Annotated in this window: 13 protein-coding genes and 1 pseudogene; 11 read left to right on the top strand and 3 right to left on the bottom strand. The window is 74.0% G+C overall.

All coding sequences use genetic code 11. From position 1 onward, the window contains the following. Positions 1 to 341: 341 nt before the first annotated feature. Positions 342 to 4,268, top strand: coding sequence for a beta-N-acetylglucosaminidase domain-containing protein (locus tag ACZ7RU_RS20065; RefSeq protein WP_470342276.1), 3,927 nt, complete (start codon positions 342 to 344; stop codon positions 4,266 to 4,268). A gap of 299 nt (positions 4,269 to 4,567) precedes the next feature. Here the strand turns inward: ACZ7RU_RS20065 and ACZ7RU_RS20060 are convergent. Beyond that, positions 4,568 to 5,071, bottom strand: a pseudogene (locus ACZ7RU_RS20060) (HNH endonuclease); the annotation flags it as partial. A gap of 493 nt (positions 5,072 to 5,564) precedes the next feature. Here ACZ7RU_RS20060 and ACZ7RU_RS20055 point away from each other — a divergent pair. The 8 genes from ACZ7RU_RS20055 to ACZ7RU_RS20020 all read left to right on the top strand — a co-directional run bounded on the left by ACZ7RU_RS20055 (position 5,565) and on the right by ACZ7RU_RS20020 (position 15,275). Next, a complete protein-coding gene (locus ACZ7RU_RS20055) occupies positions 5,565 to 6,734 on the top strand; it encodes a mechanosensitive ion channel family protein (RefSeq protein ID WP_470342275.1) in 1,170 nt (389 codons plus the stop codon). Between the two features lie 624 nt (positions 6,735 to 7,358). Continuing rightward, positions 7,359 to 8,549, top strand: a complete 1,191-nt coding sequence (locus ACZ7RU_RS20050; protein ID WP_470342274.1) for an ROK family transcriptional regulator — start codon at positions 7,359 to 7,361, stop codon at positions 8,547 to 8,549. A gap of 118 nt (positions 8,550 to 8,667) precedes the next feature. Next, positions 8,668 to 10,023 (top strand): ABC transporter substrate-binding protein, encoded by a 1,356-nt coding sequence (locus ACZ7RU_RS20045; RefSeq protein ID WP_470342273.1) that lies wholly within the window; start codon positions 8,668 to 8,670, stop codon positions 10,021 to 10,023. Positions 10,024 to 10,049: 26 nt separating this feature from the next. Then, on the top strand, positions 10,050 to 11,063 hold the full coding sequence (locus ACZ7RU_RS20040; RefSeq protein ID WP_470342272.1) for a carbohydrate ABC transporter permease: 1,014 nt from the start codon (positions 10,050 to 10,052) through the stop codon (positions 11,061 to 11,063). A 20-nt stretch (positions 11,064 to 11,083) separates the two neighbouring features. Beyond that, positions 11,084 to 11,992, top strand: coding sequence for a carbohydrate ABC transporter permease (locus ACZ7RU_RS20035; protein ID WP_470342271.1), 909 nt, complete (start codon positions 11,084 to 11,086; stop codon positions 11,990 to 11,992). Beyond that, positions 11,992 to 13,281 carry a 6-phospho-beta-glucosidase gene (locus ACZ7RU_RS20030; RefSeq protein ID WP_470342270.1) on the top strand — a complete coding sequence of 430 codons (1,290 nt, stop codon included), beginning with the start codon at positions 11,992 to 11,994 and terminating at the stop codon, positions 13,279 to 13,281. The genes ACZ7RU_RS20035 and ACZ7RU_RS20030 overlap by 1 nt, the downstream gene beginning before the upstream one ends. 172 nt (positions 13,282 to 13,453) lie before the next feature. Beyond that, positions 13,454 to 14,473, top strand: coding sequence for an N-acetylglucosamine kinase (locus ACZ7RU_RS20025; protein WP_470342269.1), 1,020 nt, complete (start codon positions 13,454 to 13,456; stop codon positions 14,471 to 14,473). A gap of 127 nt (positions 14,474 to 14,600) precedes the next feature. Further along, positions 14,601 to 15,275, top strand: coding sequence for a hypothetical protein (locus tag ACZ7RU_RS20020; protein ID WP_470342268.1), 675 nt, complete (start codon positions 14,601 to 14,603; stop codon positions 15,273 to 15,275). Between the two features lie 21 nt (positions 15,276 to 15,296). Here ACZ7RU_RS20020 and ACZ7RU_RS20015 read toward each other — a convergent pair whose 3' ends face one another. Then, positions 15,297 to 15,953: a response regulator gene (locus ACZ7RU_RS20015; protein ID WP_470342267.1), complete on the bottom strand. Its 657-nt coding sequence runs from the start codon at positions 15,951 to 15,953 to the stop codon at positions 15,297 to 15,299. Continuing rightward, positions 15,950 to 17,164 carry a sensor histidine kinase gene (locus tag ACZ7RU_RS20010; protein WP_470342266.1) on the bottom strand — a complete coding sequence of 405 codons (1,215 nt, stop codon included), beginning with the start codon at positions 17,162 to 17,164 and terminating at the stop codon, positions 15,950 to 15,952. The genes ACZ7RU_RS20015 and ACZ7RU_RS20010 overlap by 4 nt, the downstream gene beginning before the upstream one ends. A 134-nt stretch (positions 17,165 to 17,298) precedes the next feature. On the opposite strand from ACZ7RU_RS20010, the gene ACZ7RU_RS20005 reads away from it, so the two are divergent. Next, entirely contained in the window at positions 17,299 to 18,210 is a 912-nt protein-coding gene (locus ACZ7RU_RS20005) for an ABC transporter ATP-binding protein (RefSeq protein WP_470342265.1), read from the top strand. Then, positions 18,207 to 19,046: an ABC transporter permease gene (locus ACZ7RU_RS20000; RefSeq protein ID WP_470342264.1), complete on the top strand. Its 840-nt coding sequence runs from the start codon at positions 18,207 to 18,209 to the stop codon at positions 19,044 to 19,046. The genes ACZ7RU_RS20005 and ACZ7RU_RS20000 overlap by 4 nt, the downstream gene beginning before the upstream one ends. The last annotated feature ends 5 nt before the right edge of the window (positions 19,047 to 19,051 follow it).

The raw sequence follows: 19,051 nt of genomic DNA, 5'->3' as shown, positions 1-19,051 counted from the left end.
GGACAGCCACAGTCCTACCCGTGTGACACCACGATCACCCAGCGCGACACGACGTCCGGTTCGGCCTGCCGGACCGGACCGTGCCACTCCCGCGCGCGGGAGCGGCGCCGACGCTGAAGTAGGCCGTGCTGCCGGCTCCGCCGCGCTCCTGACCCACGGGTTCTGAATGGGCGACAGGGCCCGCGTCGCCGGTCGGCGACGCGGGCCCTGGGCGTTGTCCGACGGCCTGTAGAAAGGGATGAATCAGGGCAACTCGGGCATAGCCGTCGGCGGCGTTGACACCGGGTCGGCCAGCTGGTGGGGTTGCGGCGATGTGGTCGTGGCCTGGCGAGGAGGCTCCTGTGCAAGCCCGAGTGTCCGTTGTGGCCGGGCGGCGGCTGCGGTCGCAGTTGGAGCAGAGTCCGGCGTTGCGGGAGGTGTTGCAGCACCCCGCGGCGGTGGTGGCGCGGCGGGCCACGGCGCGGACGTGCCGTCAGCTGGCGCCGCGGACGGCGGACCGGCTGATCGCCGATCTCAAGGGGACGGAGCCGCTGTTGGCGTCGGTGCGGGAGGCCCGGCCGGGCCGGCGGACGATGCAGATCGCCGCCGGGGTCGCCGCCGCGGCGGTGGTCGGCGGGCTGCTGGCCGGCTCGTTGCCGTCGACGGCGTACGCGGCGGCCTCGGCGCCCGATGTGGTGAGCACCGCGCCGCAGACGCCGCTGGGCAGCGTGACCGACCCGAAGGTGTTCCCGAAGCCGCAGCAGCAGACCGTGGCGGGCAGGCCCGTCGCGGTGCCGGCCGCGGTGACGCTGGTGACCGCCCCCAAGGTGGACCTCGGCGCGGTGCACGCCGTCCGGGAGGTGCTGGAGGTCGCCGGGGCGGGCGAGGTGACGCCGCAGCCGGAGGGCGGGACGCCGGCCGCCGGCGCGCTGGTGGTGTACGTCGGCGGGCCCGCCGAGGGCGCCGACGGGGAGAGCGGCCGGGTGCTGCGGCAGCTGACGGCCGCGGCGGGCGGCAGGGAGGACGCCGCGCCCTCGACCGCGGGGATGCCGGCCGGCGGCTACGTGCTGGCGGCCGGTCAGCTGCCCGCCCAGGGCGGCGGGACGTACGGCGCCGTGGTGCTGTCCGGCGTGGACGCCACCGGCACCTTCTACGCCGCGCAGAGCCTGCGTCAGCTGCTCGCCGCCGTACCGGCCGGGCAGGGGCAGGCACCGGGTGCGGCCGGGCTCGGCCTGCCCGGGATCACGCTGCGGGACTGGCCGGCCGGCGCCCCGGTGCGCGGCACCGCGGAGGCCTTCTACGGCACCCCCTGGACCGCCCAGCAGCGGCTGGAGCAGGTCGACTTCCTGGGCCGCTCCAAGCAGAACTTCTACCTCTACGCCCCCGGTGACGACCCGTACCGGCTCTCCCGCTGGCGCAACGCCTACCCCGAGGCGCAGGCCGAGGAGCTGCGCGAGCTGGGCTTCCGGGCGCGGCAGAACCACGTCACGCTCGGCTACGCGATCGACCCGGGCCAGTCCTTCTGCTTCAGCTCCGGCAAGGACGTCGACGCGCTGGTGAACAAGCTGGACGGGCTGCGCAAGCTCGGCTTCACCGCCTTCCAGCTGCAGTTCCTGGACGTCAGCTACGACGAGTGGCACTGCGACGACGACAGCGACGAGTACGGCACCGGGCCGGCCGCGGCCGCCAAGGCGCAGGCCGCGCTGGTGCGGAAGGTGCAGGACCGGCTGATCGCGCGGAACCCGGGCCTGGCGCCGCTGTCCGTCGTCCCCACCGAGTACCACCAGCAGGGCTCCACCCCGTACCGCAAGGCGCTGGCGGCGGCGCTGCCGGAGGGCGTTCAGGTGGCCTGGAGCGGGGTCGGGGTGATCCCGGAGAAGATCACCGGCGCCCAGGCCTCGGACACCGCCGGGCTGTACGGGCGCCCGCTGCTCACCATGGACAACTACCCGGTCAACGACGCCAGCCCGGACCGGCTCTTCCTCGGCGCCTACAGCGGGCGCGACCCGGAGGTGGCCACCCGCTCGGCGGCGCTGCTGACCGGCGCCATGCGGCAGCCGGTGGCCTCCCGGATCGCCGTCTCGACGGCCGGCGACTTCGCCTGGAACCCGGCCGGGTACCAGCCGCAGGAGTCCTGGCAGGCCGCCGTGCGCTCGCTGGCCGGGCCGACCGGCGCCGCCCCGACGCCCGCCGGGACGGCGCTGTCCGCGGTCACCGCGCTGGCCGGGAACAGCACCTCCTCGCCGCTGTCCAAGCAGGAGTCCGGCTATCTGACGCCGCTGCTGGACCGGTTCTGGGCGGCCGCCGAGCCCACCTCCGGCGCCACCCCCGACCTGGCCAGGCTGATCGAGGCCGCCGCCCCGCTGCGGGACGCCTTCGCCACCATGGCCACCGCCCAGCAGACCCTGGCCGGCACCCCGGCCACCACCCAGCTGGCCGCCGAGGCCGCGCCCTGGCTGGGCCCGCTGCGCGACTACGGGCTGGCCGGCCAGGCCGCCCTCGACATGCTGCTGGCGCAGCACGGCGGTGACGGCACCGCGGCCTGGAAGGCCCGGGTCGAGCTCAACCGGCTGCGCGAGCAGCTGGACCGGGCCCCGGCCACCGTCGGCGCCGGGGTGCTCGGCCCGTTCCTGGAGCGCGCCGTGCGCGCCGCCGACAACTGGTCGGGCGTGGGCGGCGGCGCGGTCGCCCCGACCACCACCATGGGCACCGCGCAGGACCACCTGCCCGCGCTGATGACCGACGGCGTGGCCGACACCTTCTACTGGAGCTCCACTCCCCCGCAGCCCGGTGACGCGGTCGGCCTGGACCTCGGCGCCGGCCGCCCGGTCAGCGGCGTGACCGTGCTGATGGGCGGCTGGGGCAACGGCCCGGACGCCCGGACCGCCACGGACGACTACATCCGTGACGGCGTGCTGGAGTACTCCACCGGCGAGGGCGGCTGGAAGCAGCTCGCCACCGTCCGGAACCAGAAGACGGTCAGCGCCCAGCTCCCGCCGGGCACCGTGGTACGGGCCGTACGGCTGCGGGCCACCGCCGCGCAGAAGACCGCCGTCGCGGTGCGCGAGTTCACCGTCACCGCCCCGGACGAGTCCCCGGCCAGCGTCAGCGGCGGTCCCGACGCGGCGCCCGGCTCCTCCGCCGCCGCCGTGCTGGACGGCAACCCGGACACCGCGTACCGGGCCGCCAACGCGCCGACCGCGCTGGACGAGCCGCTCGTCGTCGAGCTCGGCGCGGCCCGTCCGCTGGACCGGCTCACCGTGCTGACCGACCCGGGCGTGCGCGCCACCGCCACCGTCGCGGTGCGCCGGGCCGACGGCACCTGGGCCGACATCGGCACCGTACAGCCCGGCTACAACGAGCTGCCGGCCGGCGGGCTGGCCGCCGACGCCTTCCGGCTGACCTGGCGGCCCGGCGGCGACCCGCCGGTGGTCAACCAGGTGATCCCCTGGTACGCGGACGCCCCGGCGGCCCGGCTCAGCCTCTCCGACCCGGCCGTGGACGTGGTCACCGGCGCCTCCGCGCCCGTGCGGACCGGCGCCACCGTGGAGGCCGGCCGCCCCGAGGGCACCACCGGCGAGCTGCGCACCGAGGTGCCGGCCGCCGCCAAGGGGCTGACCGTGACCCCGGCCGGCCCGGTGACGGTGCCGCGCGGCGGCCGGGTGGGCGTGCCGCTGCTGGTCAGCGCCACCGCGGAGACGCCGTCCGGGACGTACCAGGTGCCGGTGCAGTTCGTGGCCGGCGGGACCACCGTCCGGCAGGTGCTCCAGGTGCACGTGGTGCCGCCCACCGGCGGTCCGGACCTGGCGGTCGGCGCGAAGGCCACCTCCTCGGGCGACGAGACGGCGAACTTCCCGGCCTCGGCGGTCACCGACGGCGATCCGAAGACCCGCTGGTCCTCGCCGGCCAAGGACGACGCCTGGGTGCGGCTGGAGCTGCCGCAGGCGACCCGGCTGGGCGCGGCGGTGCTGCACTGGCAGGCCGCGTACGCCGCCTCGTACCGGATCCAGGTCTCGGCGGACGGGAACACCTGGACCGACGCGGCGACGGTGGACGGCGGCAAGGGCGGCGACGAGACGGTGCGCTTCGACGCGCCCGGGGTCCGGTACGTCCGGGTGCAGGGCGTGGCGCGGGCGACCAAGTACGGCTACTCGCTGTGGGGCGTCGAGCTGTACGCGGTGACCCCGCCGGCCGCGCCGCAGCCCCCGGCCGGGCAGCCGGCCCAGCCGGGCGGCGCGCCGGTCGCCCCCGCGGTACCACCGGCGGGCGGGACCGCGCCCAAGCAGTAGCCGGGGCCGGGGCAGTAGCCGGGGCCCGGGCGGTAGGCCGCCCCCTGGAAAGGCCCCGCGAACGCGGCGGGCCGCCGGCTCCCCGGTGCGGGGGGCTCGGCGGCCCATGAGGCGCGTACCGACGGTGTGACGGGCGGGCCCTTGTGGAGCTGGGGTCAGGCGGAGAGCGGTGCGGGCTGCTCGCCGCGGCGGACAGGGGCGGGGTGGGCGGGGTGCGCCCGGCCGAGCGGGACGGGGTGGACCGGCTGCTCGGTACGGTCGTGGTGCTCGTACTCGCCCCACTGCGGGGCGCGCAGTTGGTCACCGCCGCCGTAGGGCTCCAGGTAGGGCCGCCACCGCGGGTCCTTGATCCCGGTGCCGATGATGCGCCAGGCCAGGCCGCTGGGCGGCGCGGGTGGTCGTTTCATCCGCCAGCCGAGCTCGGTGAGGTGGCGGTCGGCCTTGGTGTGGTTGCAGCGGCGGCAGGCCGCCACCACGTTGTCCCACCGGTGCTGGCCACCGCGGCTGCGCGGGATGACGTGGTCGACGCTGGTGGCGGCGGCCCCGCAGTAGACGCAGCGGCCGTGGTCGCGGGCGAACAGCGCCCGGCGGGTGAGCGGGACGGGCCCGCAGAACGGGACCCGTACGAAGCGGGTCAGACGGACGACGGACGGCGCCGGAAGGGCGCTGGTGGCGCTGTGCAGAGTGACTCCCGAGTCCTCCAGGCTGACCGCCTTGTGGTTGAGGACCAGGATGAGTGCGCGGCGCATCGATACGACGCCGAGTGGCTCGTAGGACGCGTTGAGGACCAGGACATGCGGCACGGATGCCTCCTTGGACGCCTGCGGCGCGTGGCTCGCGCCGGGACGAGCGGTTGGACCGCGCCACGCGTGCGCGATCTCCCCCAGTGTCGCCTTACGCCTTTGTACGGCGCCACCACTCCTGTGTAACGGACCTGACGCGAACTCCGGGTGTGGTCTCTGTCATAGCCGGTATGCCCGGGGGAAGGTCGGGTTGCACCCGGGTGGCGGTGCGGCCCGCCCCGGTGACCCTGCCGGGTGGCCCTCCGGGGGCAGGGTTCGGCCGTCCGGAGCAGCGCCCCGACGGCCCCGGGCCGCCTGGCGGCCCGGGTGCAGGGGGAGCGTACGGGGGCGCTGACGGGGCGTTCGGGATGCTCCGTCCCCCCTCGGGCACGCTCGTGGGAGGTTCCCGGCGCGTCCTGGCGGGCATCCTGCGGCGGATAGGCTAGCGCTCACGGTCCGCGGGCCGCTCGTCGGCGGTGCGGACCGCCACGCACCCAGCCAGGAAGGTCCGCACGTGTTCAGCTCCGGTGCCACCGGTCCGTCCGACGCGTCCGCCGCGCTCATCACCCCGACGCCGACCCCAAGCCCCACCGCGCAGCTGCCCCAGTTCGACCTGCGGATCCCGACCAGCGCGCAGGAGGTCTCGGACACCACCCGGCAGGCCGCCAGCTGGTTCGACACCCACTGGCAGGGCTGGCTGGCCTCCGGGCTGCGGATCGTCTTCATCATCGTGCTGGCCCTGGTGCTGCGGGCCATGGTGCGCAAGCTCATCACCCAGCTGATAGGGCGGATGGCGCGCACCTCCGAGCACCAGGAGGAGAGCCGGCTGGGCGGGCTGCTGGCCAACACCGGGGTGGTGAACACGGAGCGGCGCCAGCAGCGCTCGGAGGCGATCGGCTCGGTGCTGCGCAGCGTGGCCTCCTTCACCATCCTGGGCACGGCGGCGCTGATGGTGCTGTCCGCCCTGGGGGTCAACCTGGCGCCGCTGCTGGCGAGCGCCGGTGTGGCCGGTGTGGCGATCGGTTTCGGCGCCCGCAACCTGGTCACCGACTTCCTCTCCGGGGTCTTCATGATCATGGAGGACCAGTACGGCGTCGGGGACGAGATCGACACCGGGGTGGCCACCGGCACCGTGCTGGAGGTCGGCCTGCGGGTGACCAAGCTGCGCGGCGCGAACGGCGAGATCTGGTACATCCGCAACGGCGAGGTGAAGCGGATCGCCAACATGAGCCAGGGCTGGGCGACCGCCTCGGTGGACGTGCAGGTCGGGTACAAGGAGGATCTCGTCCAGGTCGAGGACCTGATCCTGGCGACGGCCGAGCTGATGGCCAAGGAGGCCCCGTACGACGAGCTGATCTGGGCGCCGGTGTCGATCCTGGGCGTGGAGTCGGTCGCCCCGGACTCGGTGGTGCTGCGGATCGAGGCCCGGACGGCCCCGGGCAAGGCCCTCTCCGTCTCCCGGGCGCTGCGCCAGCGGCTGAAGGTGGCCTTCGACCGGGCCGGGATCAAGGTCAAGGAGGAGGTCCCGGCGGCCGCTGCGGCCGGGGCGACCGGCGTGGTGATCGCACCCTCCCCGGTGCCCGCCGCCGAGCAGGCGGCGCCGTCCGCCCTGGCCGACCCGAACTCGGCCCGCTTCAAGGCCACCGAGCCGATCCCGGCGACGAAGCCGGAGCCGGCCCCGTAGCGGAGGCAGCCTCCGCGAAGGGACGGGAGCCCCGCTCCTACCTTCCCTGCCGAGGGACCGGCGGAAGGTTCGTGAGCATACGCGGAGCCCGGTCGCAGATCGGCCCGGTCGAGTGCGGCCTGCGCGGACTCGATCGGTTCGGTGTTCCTTGGCCCACAACCTCCGCCCTTTGCGCAGGAAGTCGGTCTGGCCGACTTCCTGCGCAAAGACCGAACGCTGCCGTCGCCGCTTCGGCCGTGCCGGAGCCTCGATCGGGGGCGGGCGAACTTTCATCAATCGATATCACTGCTGTTTTCCGGTGCCGGCCTCCTCACTGGAGGAGGTCGGTGCCCTTTTTCTTTCCTTCTTCTCTCGGGCGGGAGAATCCCCAAGGCCTCCCTCTGCCGGGGGAACCGCCGGAATGCCAAGGACGAGCCCTGACGGGCAGGGAGCTTCCGACAGACCGCTCGCACTGCCGCTCCCGCTGGTCGTAGGGCGGGGCCTTCGCGCTGTCCGGTAACGCTTCGGCATCCTCCGCTCCACCCACCATTGACACCCCGCTGGGGCGGCCCTACGGTCCTTGGCAAGCGACTGGAAAGTTTCCTAACAGTTCACCCGACCAGCCGAAAGAGGAGGATTCCGGGCATGACCAAGAGCACCGCCAAGGCCCCCCTCGCCGGCACCCCCAGTCTGCTGCGCGCCATCAACGACCGCGCCGCCCTCGAACTGCTGCTGGAGAACGGGCCGCTCTCGCGCACCCAGATCGGCGCCCTCACCGGGCTGTCCAAGCCCACCGCCTCCCAGCTGCTGGCCCGCCTGGAGGCGGCCGGGCTGGTCCTGCCGGTCGGCACCACGGCGGGTGGACCCGGGCCCAACGCCCAGCTGTACCAGGTGAATCCGGCCGCCGGGTACGTCGCCGGACTGGACGTCACCAACAGCGAGATCCGGGTCGCCGTCGCCGACATCACCGGCACCACGCTGGCCGAGCACACCGTGCCCACCAAGGGCGTCCCGGCCGCCGGGACCGTCCCGGCCGTGGCCGCCGCGGTGGCCGCGGCCGTCCGGGCCGCCGGCCTCCCCGAGGGCTCGCTGCGCACCGCCGCGGTCGGGGTCGGCGGCGCCCCCGACCCGGTCACCGGCAGGCTGCGCTACGCCTCCCACCTGCCGGGCTGGCACTCGCCGCGGCTGGTCGAGGAGCTGACCGCGGCGATCGGCGCGCCGGTGACGATCGAGAACGACGTGAACCTGGCCGCCGTCGCCGAGCAGTCCTCGGGCGCCGCGGCCGGCTTCGAGGACTTCGTCCTGCTCTGGGCCGGGGCGGGGGTCGGCGCGGCGATCGTGATCGCCGGGCGGCTGCACCGCGGCTTCACCGGCGGCGCCGGGGAGGTCGGCTACATGCCGCTGCCCGACTCCCCGGTCGAGTGGGACGCCCGCCGCCGCAAGTTCGGCGGGTTCCAGGCCCTGGTCGGCGCCCCCGCCGTCCGGGCCCTGGCCCGGGAGCACGGGCTCGGCGCGGCCACCGCGCAGGAGTCCATCGCCAAGGCGCTGGCCACCCCCGGCGCCGGCGACGCCTTCCTCGCCGAGCTGGCCGGGCGGCTCGCCGTCGGGCTGGCCGTGATCGTCGCCGTCGTCGACCCCCAGCTGGTGGTCCTCTCCGGCGTGGTGCCGAGCGCGGGCGGCGAGCGGCTGCGCGCCCTCGTCGAGGACGAACTGGCACGGATCTCCATCGCCCGGCCGACGGTCCGCAGCAGCGTCCTGCCCGGCTCACCGGTCCTGCTCGGCGCCCTGCAACGCGCCCTGTCCGACGCCCGCGAGGCGGTCTTCTCCACCCACTGACGTCCACCCACCGACGCTCCCCCGTCACCTCGCCCACCTGCACCCACCTCTCCCCAACCCCCGAACGCGGGACCCGAGGCAACGAGGCCTGCCCGCGCACTCCCAGGAGGATCCCGAAGTGCACGCCACCACCTCCCGTCGAGGCCGTCGCACGATCGCCGCCGTCGCCGGCAGCGCCGTCCTGGCCCTGCTCGCCTCCGCCTGCACCGGTTCCAGCGACTCGGGCGGCAACGACGAATCGGCCAGCGGCAAGGACGTCACCATCACCTTCTGGCACGGCTGGAGCCAGGACAACGAGACCAAGGCGATCAACGACAACATCGCCGCCTTCGAGAAGGCCCACCCGAACATCCACGTCAAGGCCGTGGGCAACATCCCGGACGACAAGGTCAACCAGGCGCTGCGGGCCGGCGGCGACAGCGCGCCGGACGTGGTCTCCTCCTTCACCACCAACAACGTCGGCATGTTCTGCTCGACCAAGGCCTTCGCCGACCTCAAGCCGATGCTCGACAAGAGCGGCATCGACCCGGCCAAGACCTTCCCGGCCGCGATGCTCGCCTACACCCAGTTCAAGGGCAACCAGTGCTCGCTGCCGCTGCTCGGCGACGCGTACGGCCTGTACTACAACAAGAAGGCCTTCGCCGACGCCGGCATCGCCAACCCGCCGAAGACCTTCAGCGAGTTCGCCGAGGACGCCGCCAAGCTGACCAAGGCCGACGGCGACTCGTACAAGCAGCTCGGCTTCATGCCGCTGTACCACGGCTACGAGTCCACCACCGAGCACTACCTCGGCCAGTACGGGCCGAGCTACTTCGGCGCCGACGGCAAGTCGAGCATCGCCACCGACCCGAAGGTCGCCGCGATGCTCAAGTGGCAGAAGGGCCTGGTCGACCAGCTCGGCGGCTACGACAAGCTGGAGAAGTACCGCGCCACCTTCGGCGAGGAGTTCAGCGCCAAGAACCCCTTCCACACCGGCCAGGTCGCGATGATCCTCGACGGCGAGTGGCGCACCGCCTCGCTCGCCGAGAACAAGCCCGGCTTCGAGTGGGCCACCGCCGCCTTCCCCGTCCCGGACGACCAGGCGGACACCTACGGCCGCGGCTACCAGACCGGCACCATCGTCGGCATCGCCAGCAGCAGCAAGAAGCAGGCCGCCGCCTGGGAGTTCGTCAAGTACCTGACCACGGACACCGACGCGGTGGTGAACTTCGCCAACGCGATCCACAACGTGCCGAGCACCCTCGACGCGCTCAACTCGCCGAAGCTGGTCTCCGACGAGAACTTCAAGACCTTCCTGGACGTCGCCAGGAACCCCCACTCCGGCACCACCCCGCCGGCCGCCAACGGCGGCGCCTACATCACCACCCTGCAGAACCTCGGCTACGACTACGAGTCCGGCAAGCAGGCCGACCTCCAGGCGGGCCTGGCCGCCGCGGCCAAGCAGATCGACACCGACATCGCCCAGGCCAAGTAGGCCCGGCACCGGTCCACGGAGCTCCCATGTCACTCGCGTTCGGCACCCGCAAGGGGAACGACGAGGCCGACGCGGCACCGACCGGCCCGGCGGCGCCCGGCACGCAGCACCTGCTGCGCCGCAAGCGCCGCCGGGAGGCGGCCCGCACCCTCGCCTTCCTCTCCCCCTGGCTGATCGGTTTCAGCGTCTTCTTCGCCTACCCGCTGATCTCCACCGTCTACTTCTCCTTCACCTCCTACAACGGCTTCGGCAACCCGACCTTCAACGGCCTGAAGAACTGGGACTACGTCTTCAACCACCTGCCGACCTTCTGGCAGGGCCTGCGCAACACCCTGTGGCTGGTGGTCGTGATGGTGAGCCTGCGGGTCGCCTTCGGCCTGGGCATCGGGATGCTCATCACCAGGGTGAAGACCGGCGCGGGCTTCTTCCGCACCGCGTTCTACCTGCCCTACCTGGCCCCGCCGGTGGCCGCCACCGTCGCGTTCGCCTTCCTGTTCAACCCCGGCACCGGCCCGGTCAACCACCTGCTCGGCGATCTCGGTCTGCCGCAGCCCGGTTGGTTCGCCTCCGAGGACTGGTCCAAGCCCGCGCTCACCCTGCTCGCCATGTGGGGCGTCGGCGACCTGATGGTCATCTTCATGGCCTCGCTGCTGGACGTCCCCAGGGAGCAGTACGAGGCGGCCCAGCTGGACGGCGCCGGCCCCTTCCAGCGGTTCCGGTACGTCACGCTGCCGAACATCTCGCCGATCATCATGTTCGCGGTGGTCACCGGGGTGATCCAGACCATGCAGTACTACACCCAGGCGTACGTCGCCGGGAAGGTCGCCAGCGGCATCGCGGGCAACTCCGGGCAGCAGTTCGAGCCCGGCTACCCGGGCGGCTCCACCTGGACCCTGCCGCAGCTGGTCTACAAGCTCGGCTTCCAGAGCTACAACTACGGCGCGGCCTGCGTCGTCGCCCTGGTGCTGTTCGCCATCTCGATGGCCGTCACCTCGATCCTGCTCCGCCGCCGCTCCGGCTTCATGGCGAGCGACGACTAGCGGCCCGGGAGGACCCGATCATGACCCTTGGCACCACACTCACCACGGGGCCGGCCACGGCCGTCCCCTCCCGGTCCGGCGGCCCCGCCGCCCGGGCCGCCCGCCGCCGCGCGTTCCTCAACTGGGTGGCCGTGCACACGGTGGCGATCGCCGCCGCGCTGTTCTTCCTGCTGCCCTTCGTCTTCGTCTTCCTCACCTCGGTGATGTCGGACGGGCAGGCGCTCACCACCGACTACTGGCCGACCGACTGGCACTGGGGCAACTACAGCGAGGTCTGGAGCACCCCCGGCTTCCTCACCTGGTGGCGCAACACCCTGCTGTACGCCGGGTTCGGCACCCTGCTGACCGTGGTCTCCAGCCTCCCGGTGGCCTACGCCCTCGCCAAGTTCCGCTTCCGCGGCCGCAACCTGGCGCTGATGGGGGTCATCGCGATGATGATGCTGCCCCCGCAGGTCACCGTCATCCCGATGTTCCTGTTCTGGTCCAAGCAGCTGGGCATGGACGGCTCGCTCTGGCCGCTGATCATCCCGATGGCCTTCGGCGACGCGTTCTCCATCTTCCTGCTGCGCCAGTTCCTGATGACCATCCCCAAGGAGTACATCGAGGCCGCCCGGATCGACGGCTGCGGCGACCTGCGCACCCTGCTGCGGGTGGTCCTGCCGATGGCCAGGCCGGCCATCGCGGCGGTCGCGCTGTTCCAGTTCTTCTACTGCTGGAACGACTACTTCGGCCCGCAGATCTACGCCAGCAACAACCACGAAGCCTGGACGCTCAGTTACGGGCTGGAGTCCTTCAAGGCCGCCCACCACACCAACTGGAACCTCACCATGGCCGCCACCCTGCTGGTGATGGGGCCGGTGATCATCCTCTTCTTCTTCGCTCAGAAGGCCTTCATCGAAGGCGTGACACTGACAGGGGTCAAGGGCTGATGTCCGCACTCAAGTTGGCAATCGTCGGCGGCGGTTCGACGTACACCCCGGAGCTGATCGACGGCTTCGCCCGGCTGCGCGACACCCTGCCGATCGGCGAGCTGGTGCTGATCGACCCGGCCGCCGACCGCCTGGAGCTGATCGGCGGCCTCGCCCGGCGGATCTTCGCCCGGCAGGGCCACGCCGCGACCGTCACCGTCACCACGGACCTGGCGGCGGGCGTCGCGGACGCCGACGCCGTACTGCTCCAGCTGCGCGTCGGCGGGCAGGCGGCGCGCGACCGGGACGAGACCTGGCCGCTGGAGTGCGGCTGCGTCGGGCAGGAGACCACCGGCGCCGGCGGCCTCGCCAAGGCGCTGCGCACCGTCCCGGTGGTGCTGGACATCGCCGAGCAGGTGCGCCGCACCAACCCGGACGCCTGGATCGTGGACTTCACCAACCCGGTCGGCATCGTCACCCGGGCCCTGCGGAGCGCCGGACACAAGGCCGTCGGGCTGTGCAACGTCGCGATCGGCTTCCAGCGCAAGTTCGCCGGGCACCTGGGCGTGGACCCGGAGCTGGTCCGGCTCGACCACGTCGGGCTCAACCACCTGACCTGGGAGCGCGGGGTGACCCTGCTGGACGCCCCCGGCGCCGCGACCGGCCGCGAGGTGCTCCCGGAGCTGCTGGCCTCGCACGGCAAGGAGATCGCCGAGGACCTGCACCTGCCGCAGGCCCTCGTCCAGCGGCTCGGCGTGGTGCCGTCCTACTACCTGCGGTACTTCTACCAGCACGACGCGGTGGTGGCCGAGCTGAGGGAGCAGGGCTCGCGCGCCGCGCAGGTCGCCGAGATCGAGCGGCAGCTGCTGGAGCTGTACGCCGACCCGGCCCTGGACACCAAGCCCGAGCTGCTCGGCAAGCGCGGCGGCGCCTTCTACTCGGAGGCGGCCGTCCAGTTGATCGCCGCGCTGCTCGGCACCGGCGGCGGGACGTCCGTGCAGGTGGTGAACACCCGCAACGACGGGGTGCTGCCCTTCCTGCCGGACGACGCCGTCATCGAGGTCCCGGCGGAGGTGGACGCGCGGGGGGTGCGCCCGCTCCCGCAGCGGCCCGTCGAACCGCTGTACGCCGGCCTGATCGCCGCCGTCACCGCGTACGAGCACCTCGCCCTCGACGCCGCCCTGCGCGGCGGCCGGGACCGGGTCTTCGACGCCCTGCTCGCCCACCCGCTGGTCGGCCAGATCGAACTCGCCGACCAGCTGACGGACCGGCTGCTCGCCCACAACCGCGAGCACCTCGCCTGGGCCTGACCCGGCCCGCGACTCCCCCGCCCGGCGACCGTGGAAGGCCGCCGGGCGGGCAGCGCGAGGAGACCGTCCACCCCCGGCCGGGGACCCTCCGGCCGGGCTCCCCGGCCGCGACCACGGCCGGGCACCCGGCCGACGACCACGGCCCGGGCCACGTACGAGCCGCGGGGACCTGATGACCCACCAGCCCGAACCACTCCTGCCCGGCGTCCTCGCCATCGACGCGGGGAACTCCAAGACCGACGTCGCCCTGATCGGCACCGACGGCAGCGTCCTCGGCACCGCCCGCGGCGGCGGCTTCGAGCCGCAGAAGATCGGCGGCGCGGCGGCCGTGGCGGGCCTCGTCCCGCTGGTCGAGCAGGCCGCCGCCGCGGCCGGCCACCCGTCCTGGCGCGGTGTGCTCACCAGCCACGTCAGCGCCTGCCTGGCCAACGCCGACCTGCCGGTCGAGGAGGAGGCGCTGCGCGCGGCGCTGGAGTCCCACCCGTGGGGGGCCAGCAACACCGTCGTCAACGACACCTTCGGCCTGCTGCGGGCCGGCACCGACGGCCCGCGCGGGGTCGCGGTGGTCTGCGGCGCCGGGATCAACTGCGTCGGCCTGCTGCCGGACGGCCGCACCGCCCGCTTCCCCGCCCTCGGCGAGCTCACCGGCGACTGGGGCGGCGGCTCCGGGCTCGCCGTCGCCAGCATGTGGCACGCCGTCCGCGCCGAGGACGGGCGCGGCGGGCCGACCGGGCTGGCCCGGGCCATCGCCGAGCACTTCGGCCTGCCCAGCGCCGGCGCCGTCGCCGAGGCCGTCCACCTCGGGCACCTGCCGACCGCGCGGCTGCACGAGATCACCCGGGTGCTGTTCGCGGTCGCCGGCGAGGGCGACGAGGTGGCGCTGGGGCTGCTCGACCGCCAGGCCGACGAGATCGTCCGACTCGCGGTCGTGGCGCTCGGCCGCCTGGAGCTGCTGGACACCCCGACCCCGGTGGTGCTGGGCGGCGGCGTGCTCGCCTCCCGGCAGCCGCTGCTGCTGGACAACCTGACCGCCCGGCTCGCCGAGGCCGCGCCGCTGGCCGAGCCGCGCGTCGTCGTCGCGCCGCCGGTGCTCGGCGCGGCGCTGCTCGGCCTCGACCACCTGGCGGCGGGCGAGCGGGCCCAGGCCCGGGTGCGCGAGGCGTACGAGACGGGCCGGCCGGTGGCTGCCTGACGCCCGCCCACCGACCTCCCTCCCCCCGCCGGACCCGCACGTCCGACGGGGGGAGGGAACCGCGGGCGGCTCCCCGATCGTGTCAACCGGGTACCGACAACCGCCGTCGCCCGGGGAGACTTGTGCCATGGCCCCGCCCCGCATCCTCCTCGCCGCCGCCCTGCTGGCCTGCGGCAGCGCAGCCGTCCTGACCGGCTGCACGCCCGCCGACTCCGGCTCCACGGTGGCCGCCGCCTCCGCCGCCGCGATGGCCGACGAGGGTGCGGACGACCTGCTGGACGAGGACGACGACCTCTTCTACGAGGAGGACGAGGAGTCCTCCTCCGCCGCGGACGGACCGTCCGGGCCCGCCGCCTCCGCCTCGTCCACCGCTTCCTCCGACACCCCCTCCGACGCCCCCGACGGGTCTTCCGACGAGCCGTTCGCCGCGCCCTCCGCCGACCCCGGGTGCGCCACCCCCACCCCGCGCCCCGGCCACGAGGTCCTGCTCGTCGTCTCCACCGGCCCGGCCGAAGTCACCGCGGGCCCCGGCCGGTTCAGCTGCGGCTCCGGCCGCTACGAACCGGCCGGCAACCCCGTCCACTACGGCTTCGCGAGTGCCGGCGTGGCCGCGACCCTGGTCGGCGCCCCGCAGGGCGACCCCGCCGGGAACGTTTCCCTCGACGAGCTGATCACCCACATCGCCGACTGCCTCGCCGAACGCGAGCAGGACGACCCGTACGGCTGCCACGGGAACGCCTACGACGTGGTGCTGGACTCCCACGGCCGGATCATGCGGATCGCCGAGGTCGAGGGCCCCTGACGGTGGTGCGCGGCTCAGGCCCTACGGTGTGACCAGGCCGAACTCGTAGGCCTGGATGACCAGGTGGACCCGGTCCCGGGCGTCGAGCTTGGTGAACAGCCGGGCGACGTGGGCCTTGGCGGTGGCCACGCTGATGGTGAGCTCCGCGGCGATCTCGGCGTTGGACAGGCCCCGGCCGACCAGGGTGAGCACCTCGCGCTCGCGCCCGGTGACGGCCTCGGCGACGGGTCTGCGGGGCTGGGTCGCCCCGGCCGGGCGGGCGGCGAACTCGCCGATCAGCCGGCGGGTGATGCCTGGCGCCAGCAGGGCGTCGCCGGCGGCGACCACCCGGATGCCGTCCAGGATGGTCTCCAGGGCGAGGTCCTTGACCAGGAAGCCGCTCGCCCCGGCCCGCAGCGCACCGTGGACGTAGTCGTCGTCGTCGAAGGTGGTGAGGACGAGGACCTGGGTGGGCAGGTCCGGGTCGGCGGTGATCCGGCGGGTGGCCTCGATGCCGTCCGTGCCCGGCATCCGGATGTCCATCACGGCGACGTCGGGGCGCAGCCGGGTGACCAGCTCCACGGCCTCGGCGCCGTCGCCGGCCTCGCCGACCACCTCCAGGTCGGGGGCGTCGGCGATCAGCACCCGCAGGCCGGTGCGGATGAGCGGCTGGTCGTCGACCAGGACGACGCGGATCACGGTCCCACCTCCACGGCGGTCTCGACGGCGGTGTCGGCCGCGGCCCCGTCCGGGAGCGGCAGTCGGGCGGCGACCAGGAAGCCGCCCCCGGAGCACGGGCCGGCGCTGAACTCGCCGTGCAGCAGGGCGACCCGCTCGCGCATGCCGGCCAGGCCGTAGCCGGTGCCGGTGCCGCCGGTCGCCGCTCCGGCGCCCAGGTCGGCCACCGTGACGGCGAGTTCCCGCGCGCCGTACTCGACGGTGACCCGGCAGTCGCGGGTACCGGAGTGCTTGACCACGTTGGTGACCGCCTCCTGGACGATCCGGTAGGCGGCCAGGTCCACCTCGGGCGGCAGTGGACGGGCCGTGCCGCGCCGGGTGAGCGCCACCCGGACCCCGGCGCCCGCCGCCGTCGCCACCAGCCGGTCCAACTCACTCACCCCGGGCGCCACTTCGAGCGGGGCGGACTCCCCCTCGCCCTGCCGCAGCACGCCCAGCATCCGGCGCAGCCCGGCCAGGGTCTCCCGGCTGGTGGCCTCGATCGCCTCCAGGGCGGCCCGGGTCTCGGCGGGCTGGGTGTCCATGACCCGGCTGCCCATGCCGGCCTGGATCGCGATGATGCCGATGTCGTGGGCCACCATGTCGTGCAACTCCCGGGCGATCCGCAGCCGTTCGGCGGTGATGGCCTGCTCGGAGGCCCGGCCGCGCAACGCCTCGGCGTGGGCGCGGCCCTGGTGCACGGTGTTGCCGACCAGCCAGGCGATCAGCACGGTGGCGGCGAGGCCCGCATAGGCGACCGGGTTGGCGGAGTACCCGCCGAGGACACCGTGGAGGAACAGCCCCGTGAGGGTGGCGATCGGCAGCGCCAGGGCGCTCAGCGAGACGCGGCGGGAGCGGGTGGCCGCGCAGTAGGCGACCACCCCGTCGGCGATCAGGAACTGGAGCGGCGCGGTCTCCGGGACCTGCCGCATCCCGAGCGCGAGGACGCCGCCCGCGAGCGCCACCACGACGGCGGCCAGCGGCAGCCGGACCAGCAGCGCCGCGACCAGGGTGGTGACCACCGCGGTGACCAGCATCGGCATGTCCTCCACGTTGCCGTGGTACGACAGCAGGTGGCGCAGTTCCTCCTCGCGGGTGAAGAAGCGGTGGACGATCACGGTGGTCCACAGCGCCCCCACCCACACGCCCGCGGGCAGGCGTCTGAGCAGCGGTGGGCGCGGTTCGGTGATCATGGCGCGATGGTAGCCGCGGTCCGGACGGCGGCGCATCGGCCCGGGGGCGTAATCCCCGGGGCCAGTACGGCGGCCGGCGGTTGTGGCCCGCGGCCCGATGCCCGGGCCGGGCGCCGTCCGCCACCGTGGTCCCCGTGATCGAGATCGAACGACTGACCAAGCGGTACGGCGCCACCACGGCCGTCGACCGGCTGAGCTTCACCGTCCGGCCCGGCGCCGTGACCGGCTTCCTCGGCCCCAACGGCGCCGGCAAGTCCACCACCCTGCGGATGGTCCTGGGCCTCAACACCCCCTCCGAGGGCACCGTCACGGTGGACGGTGTGCCCTTCGCCGACCGGCCGCGCGGCCTGCGGCACGTCGGGGCCCTGCTGGACGCGAGCGACGTGCACGGCGGGCGCAGTGCCCGGGCGCACCTGTCGGCGCTGGCCCGTGCCAACCGCGTCCCGCTCGGGCGGGTGGACGAGGTGCTGGCGGAGGTCGGGCTCGGCGCGGCCGCCGGGCGGCGGATCGGCGGCTACTCGCTGGGCATGAAGCAGCGTCTGGGCATCGCCGGCGCGCTGCTCGGCGACCCGCCGGTGCTGCTCTTCGACGAGCCGCTGAACGGGCTGGACCCGGAGGGCGTGCTCTGGGTGCGCGGGCTGTTCCGGCGGCTCGCGGACGAGGGGCGGACGGTGTTCGTCTCCAGCCACATGATGGCGGAGATGGAGCACACCGCCGACCACCTGGTGGTGATCGGGCGCGGCCGGCTGCTCGCGGACCAGAGCCTCGCGGAGTTCTCGGCCCGCGACGCCGCCACCTCGGTGGCCGTCCGGTCGCCCGAACTCCCCACGCTGGCCGACGCCCTGCGCGTGGAGGGGGCGGAAGTGCGGCTGGTGGAGCCGCGGTTCGGGATCGTCACCGGCATGCCGGCCGCGCGGATCGGCGAACTCGCTTCGCGGCACGGCGTGGTGCTGCACGAGCTGGCCGTACGGGCGTCCTCGCTCGAGTCGGCGTTCCTGTCCCTGACCGCCGACAGCGTCGAGTACCCCGCAGGAGAGGCCCGATGAGCACCGTGACCCCGGCGTCCGCCGAACCCGCACCCCGGTTCCTCGACCTGCTCGCCGCCGAGTGGATCAAACTCCGCTCGCTGCGCTCCACCTACTGGGTGCTGGCGCTGGCCTCGCTGGTGGCGATCGCGGTCAACGTGAACGCCGTCCACAACGACCTGACCTACCTCGACCACCCGCCGCTGCCGCCCGGCGGGGCGCCGTACTCGTACGACCCGCTGTTCCACGGCCTCGGCGGCATCGCGAGCGACCTGATGGCGATCGCGGCCGGCAGCCTCGGGGCGATCACCGTGTTCGGCGAGTACACCACCGGCCTGATCCGCACCACCTTCGCCGCCGTGCCGGACCGGCGGGGCGTGATCGCGGCGAAGGTGCTGCTGATCGGCGGGATCACCGCCCTCGCCGGGGCCGTGGTCTCGGCGGGCTCCTTCCTCGCCGTCAACGCGATGCTGGCCTCCCGGCACCTCGGGCTCTCCGTCACCGACCCGGGCTGCCTGCGGGCGGTGCTCGGCTACGCGGCGATCGTGCCGGTCTGCGCGCTGATCGGGATGGCGCTGGGCGCGCTGCTGCGGCACGCCACCGCCTCGATCGTGTCGCTGGTGCTGCTGCTGCTCGTGCTGCCGATGGTGTTCGGCGGGGACCGCTACCGGTGGCTGAAGGAGATCGGCACCCACCTGCCGCTGGCCACCGTGCAGCGGCTCACCATCAGGCCCGGCTCCACGGCCACGATGGGGAAGTACGCACCGGGCGTGCTGGACTCCTGGATCACCATGGGGGTGTGGGGCGCGGCCGCCGTGGTGGTGACGGTGGTCGTGGTGCGGCGGCGGGACGTGTGATCCGC

The sequence above is a fragment of the Kitasatospora sp. NPDC114501 genome, assembly GCF_055633695.1.
The sequence above is the reverse complement of the archived record's forward strand: the minus strand, read 5'-3'. Positions and strand labels throughout refer to the sequence as shown.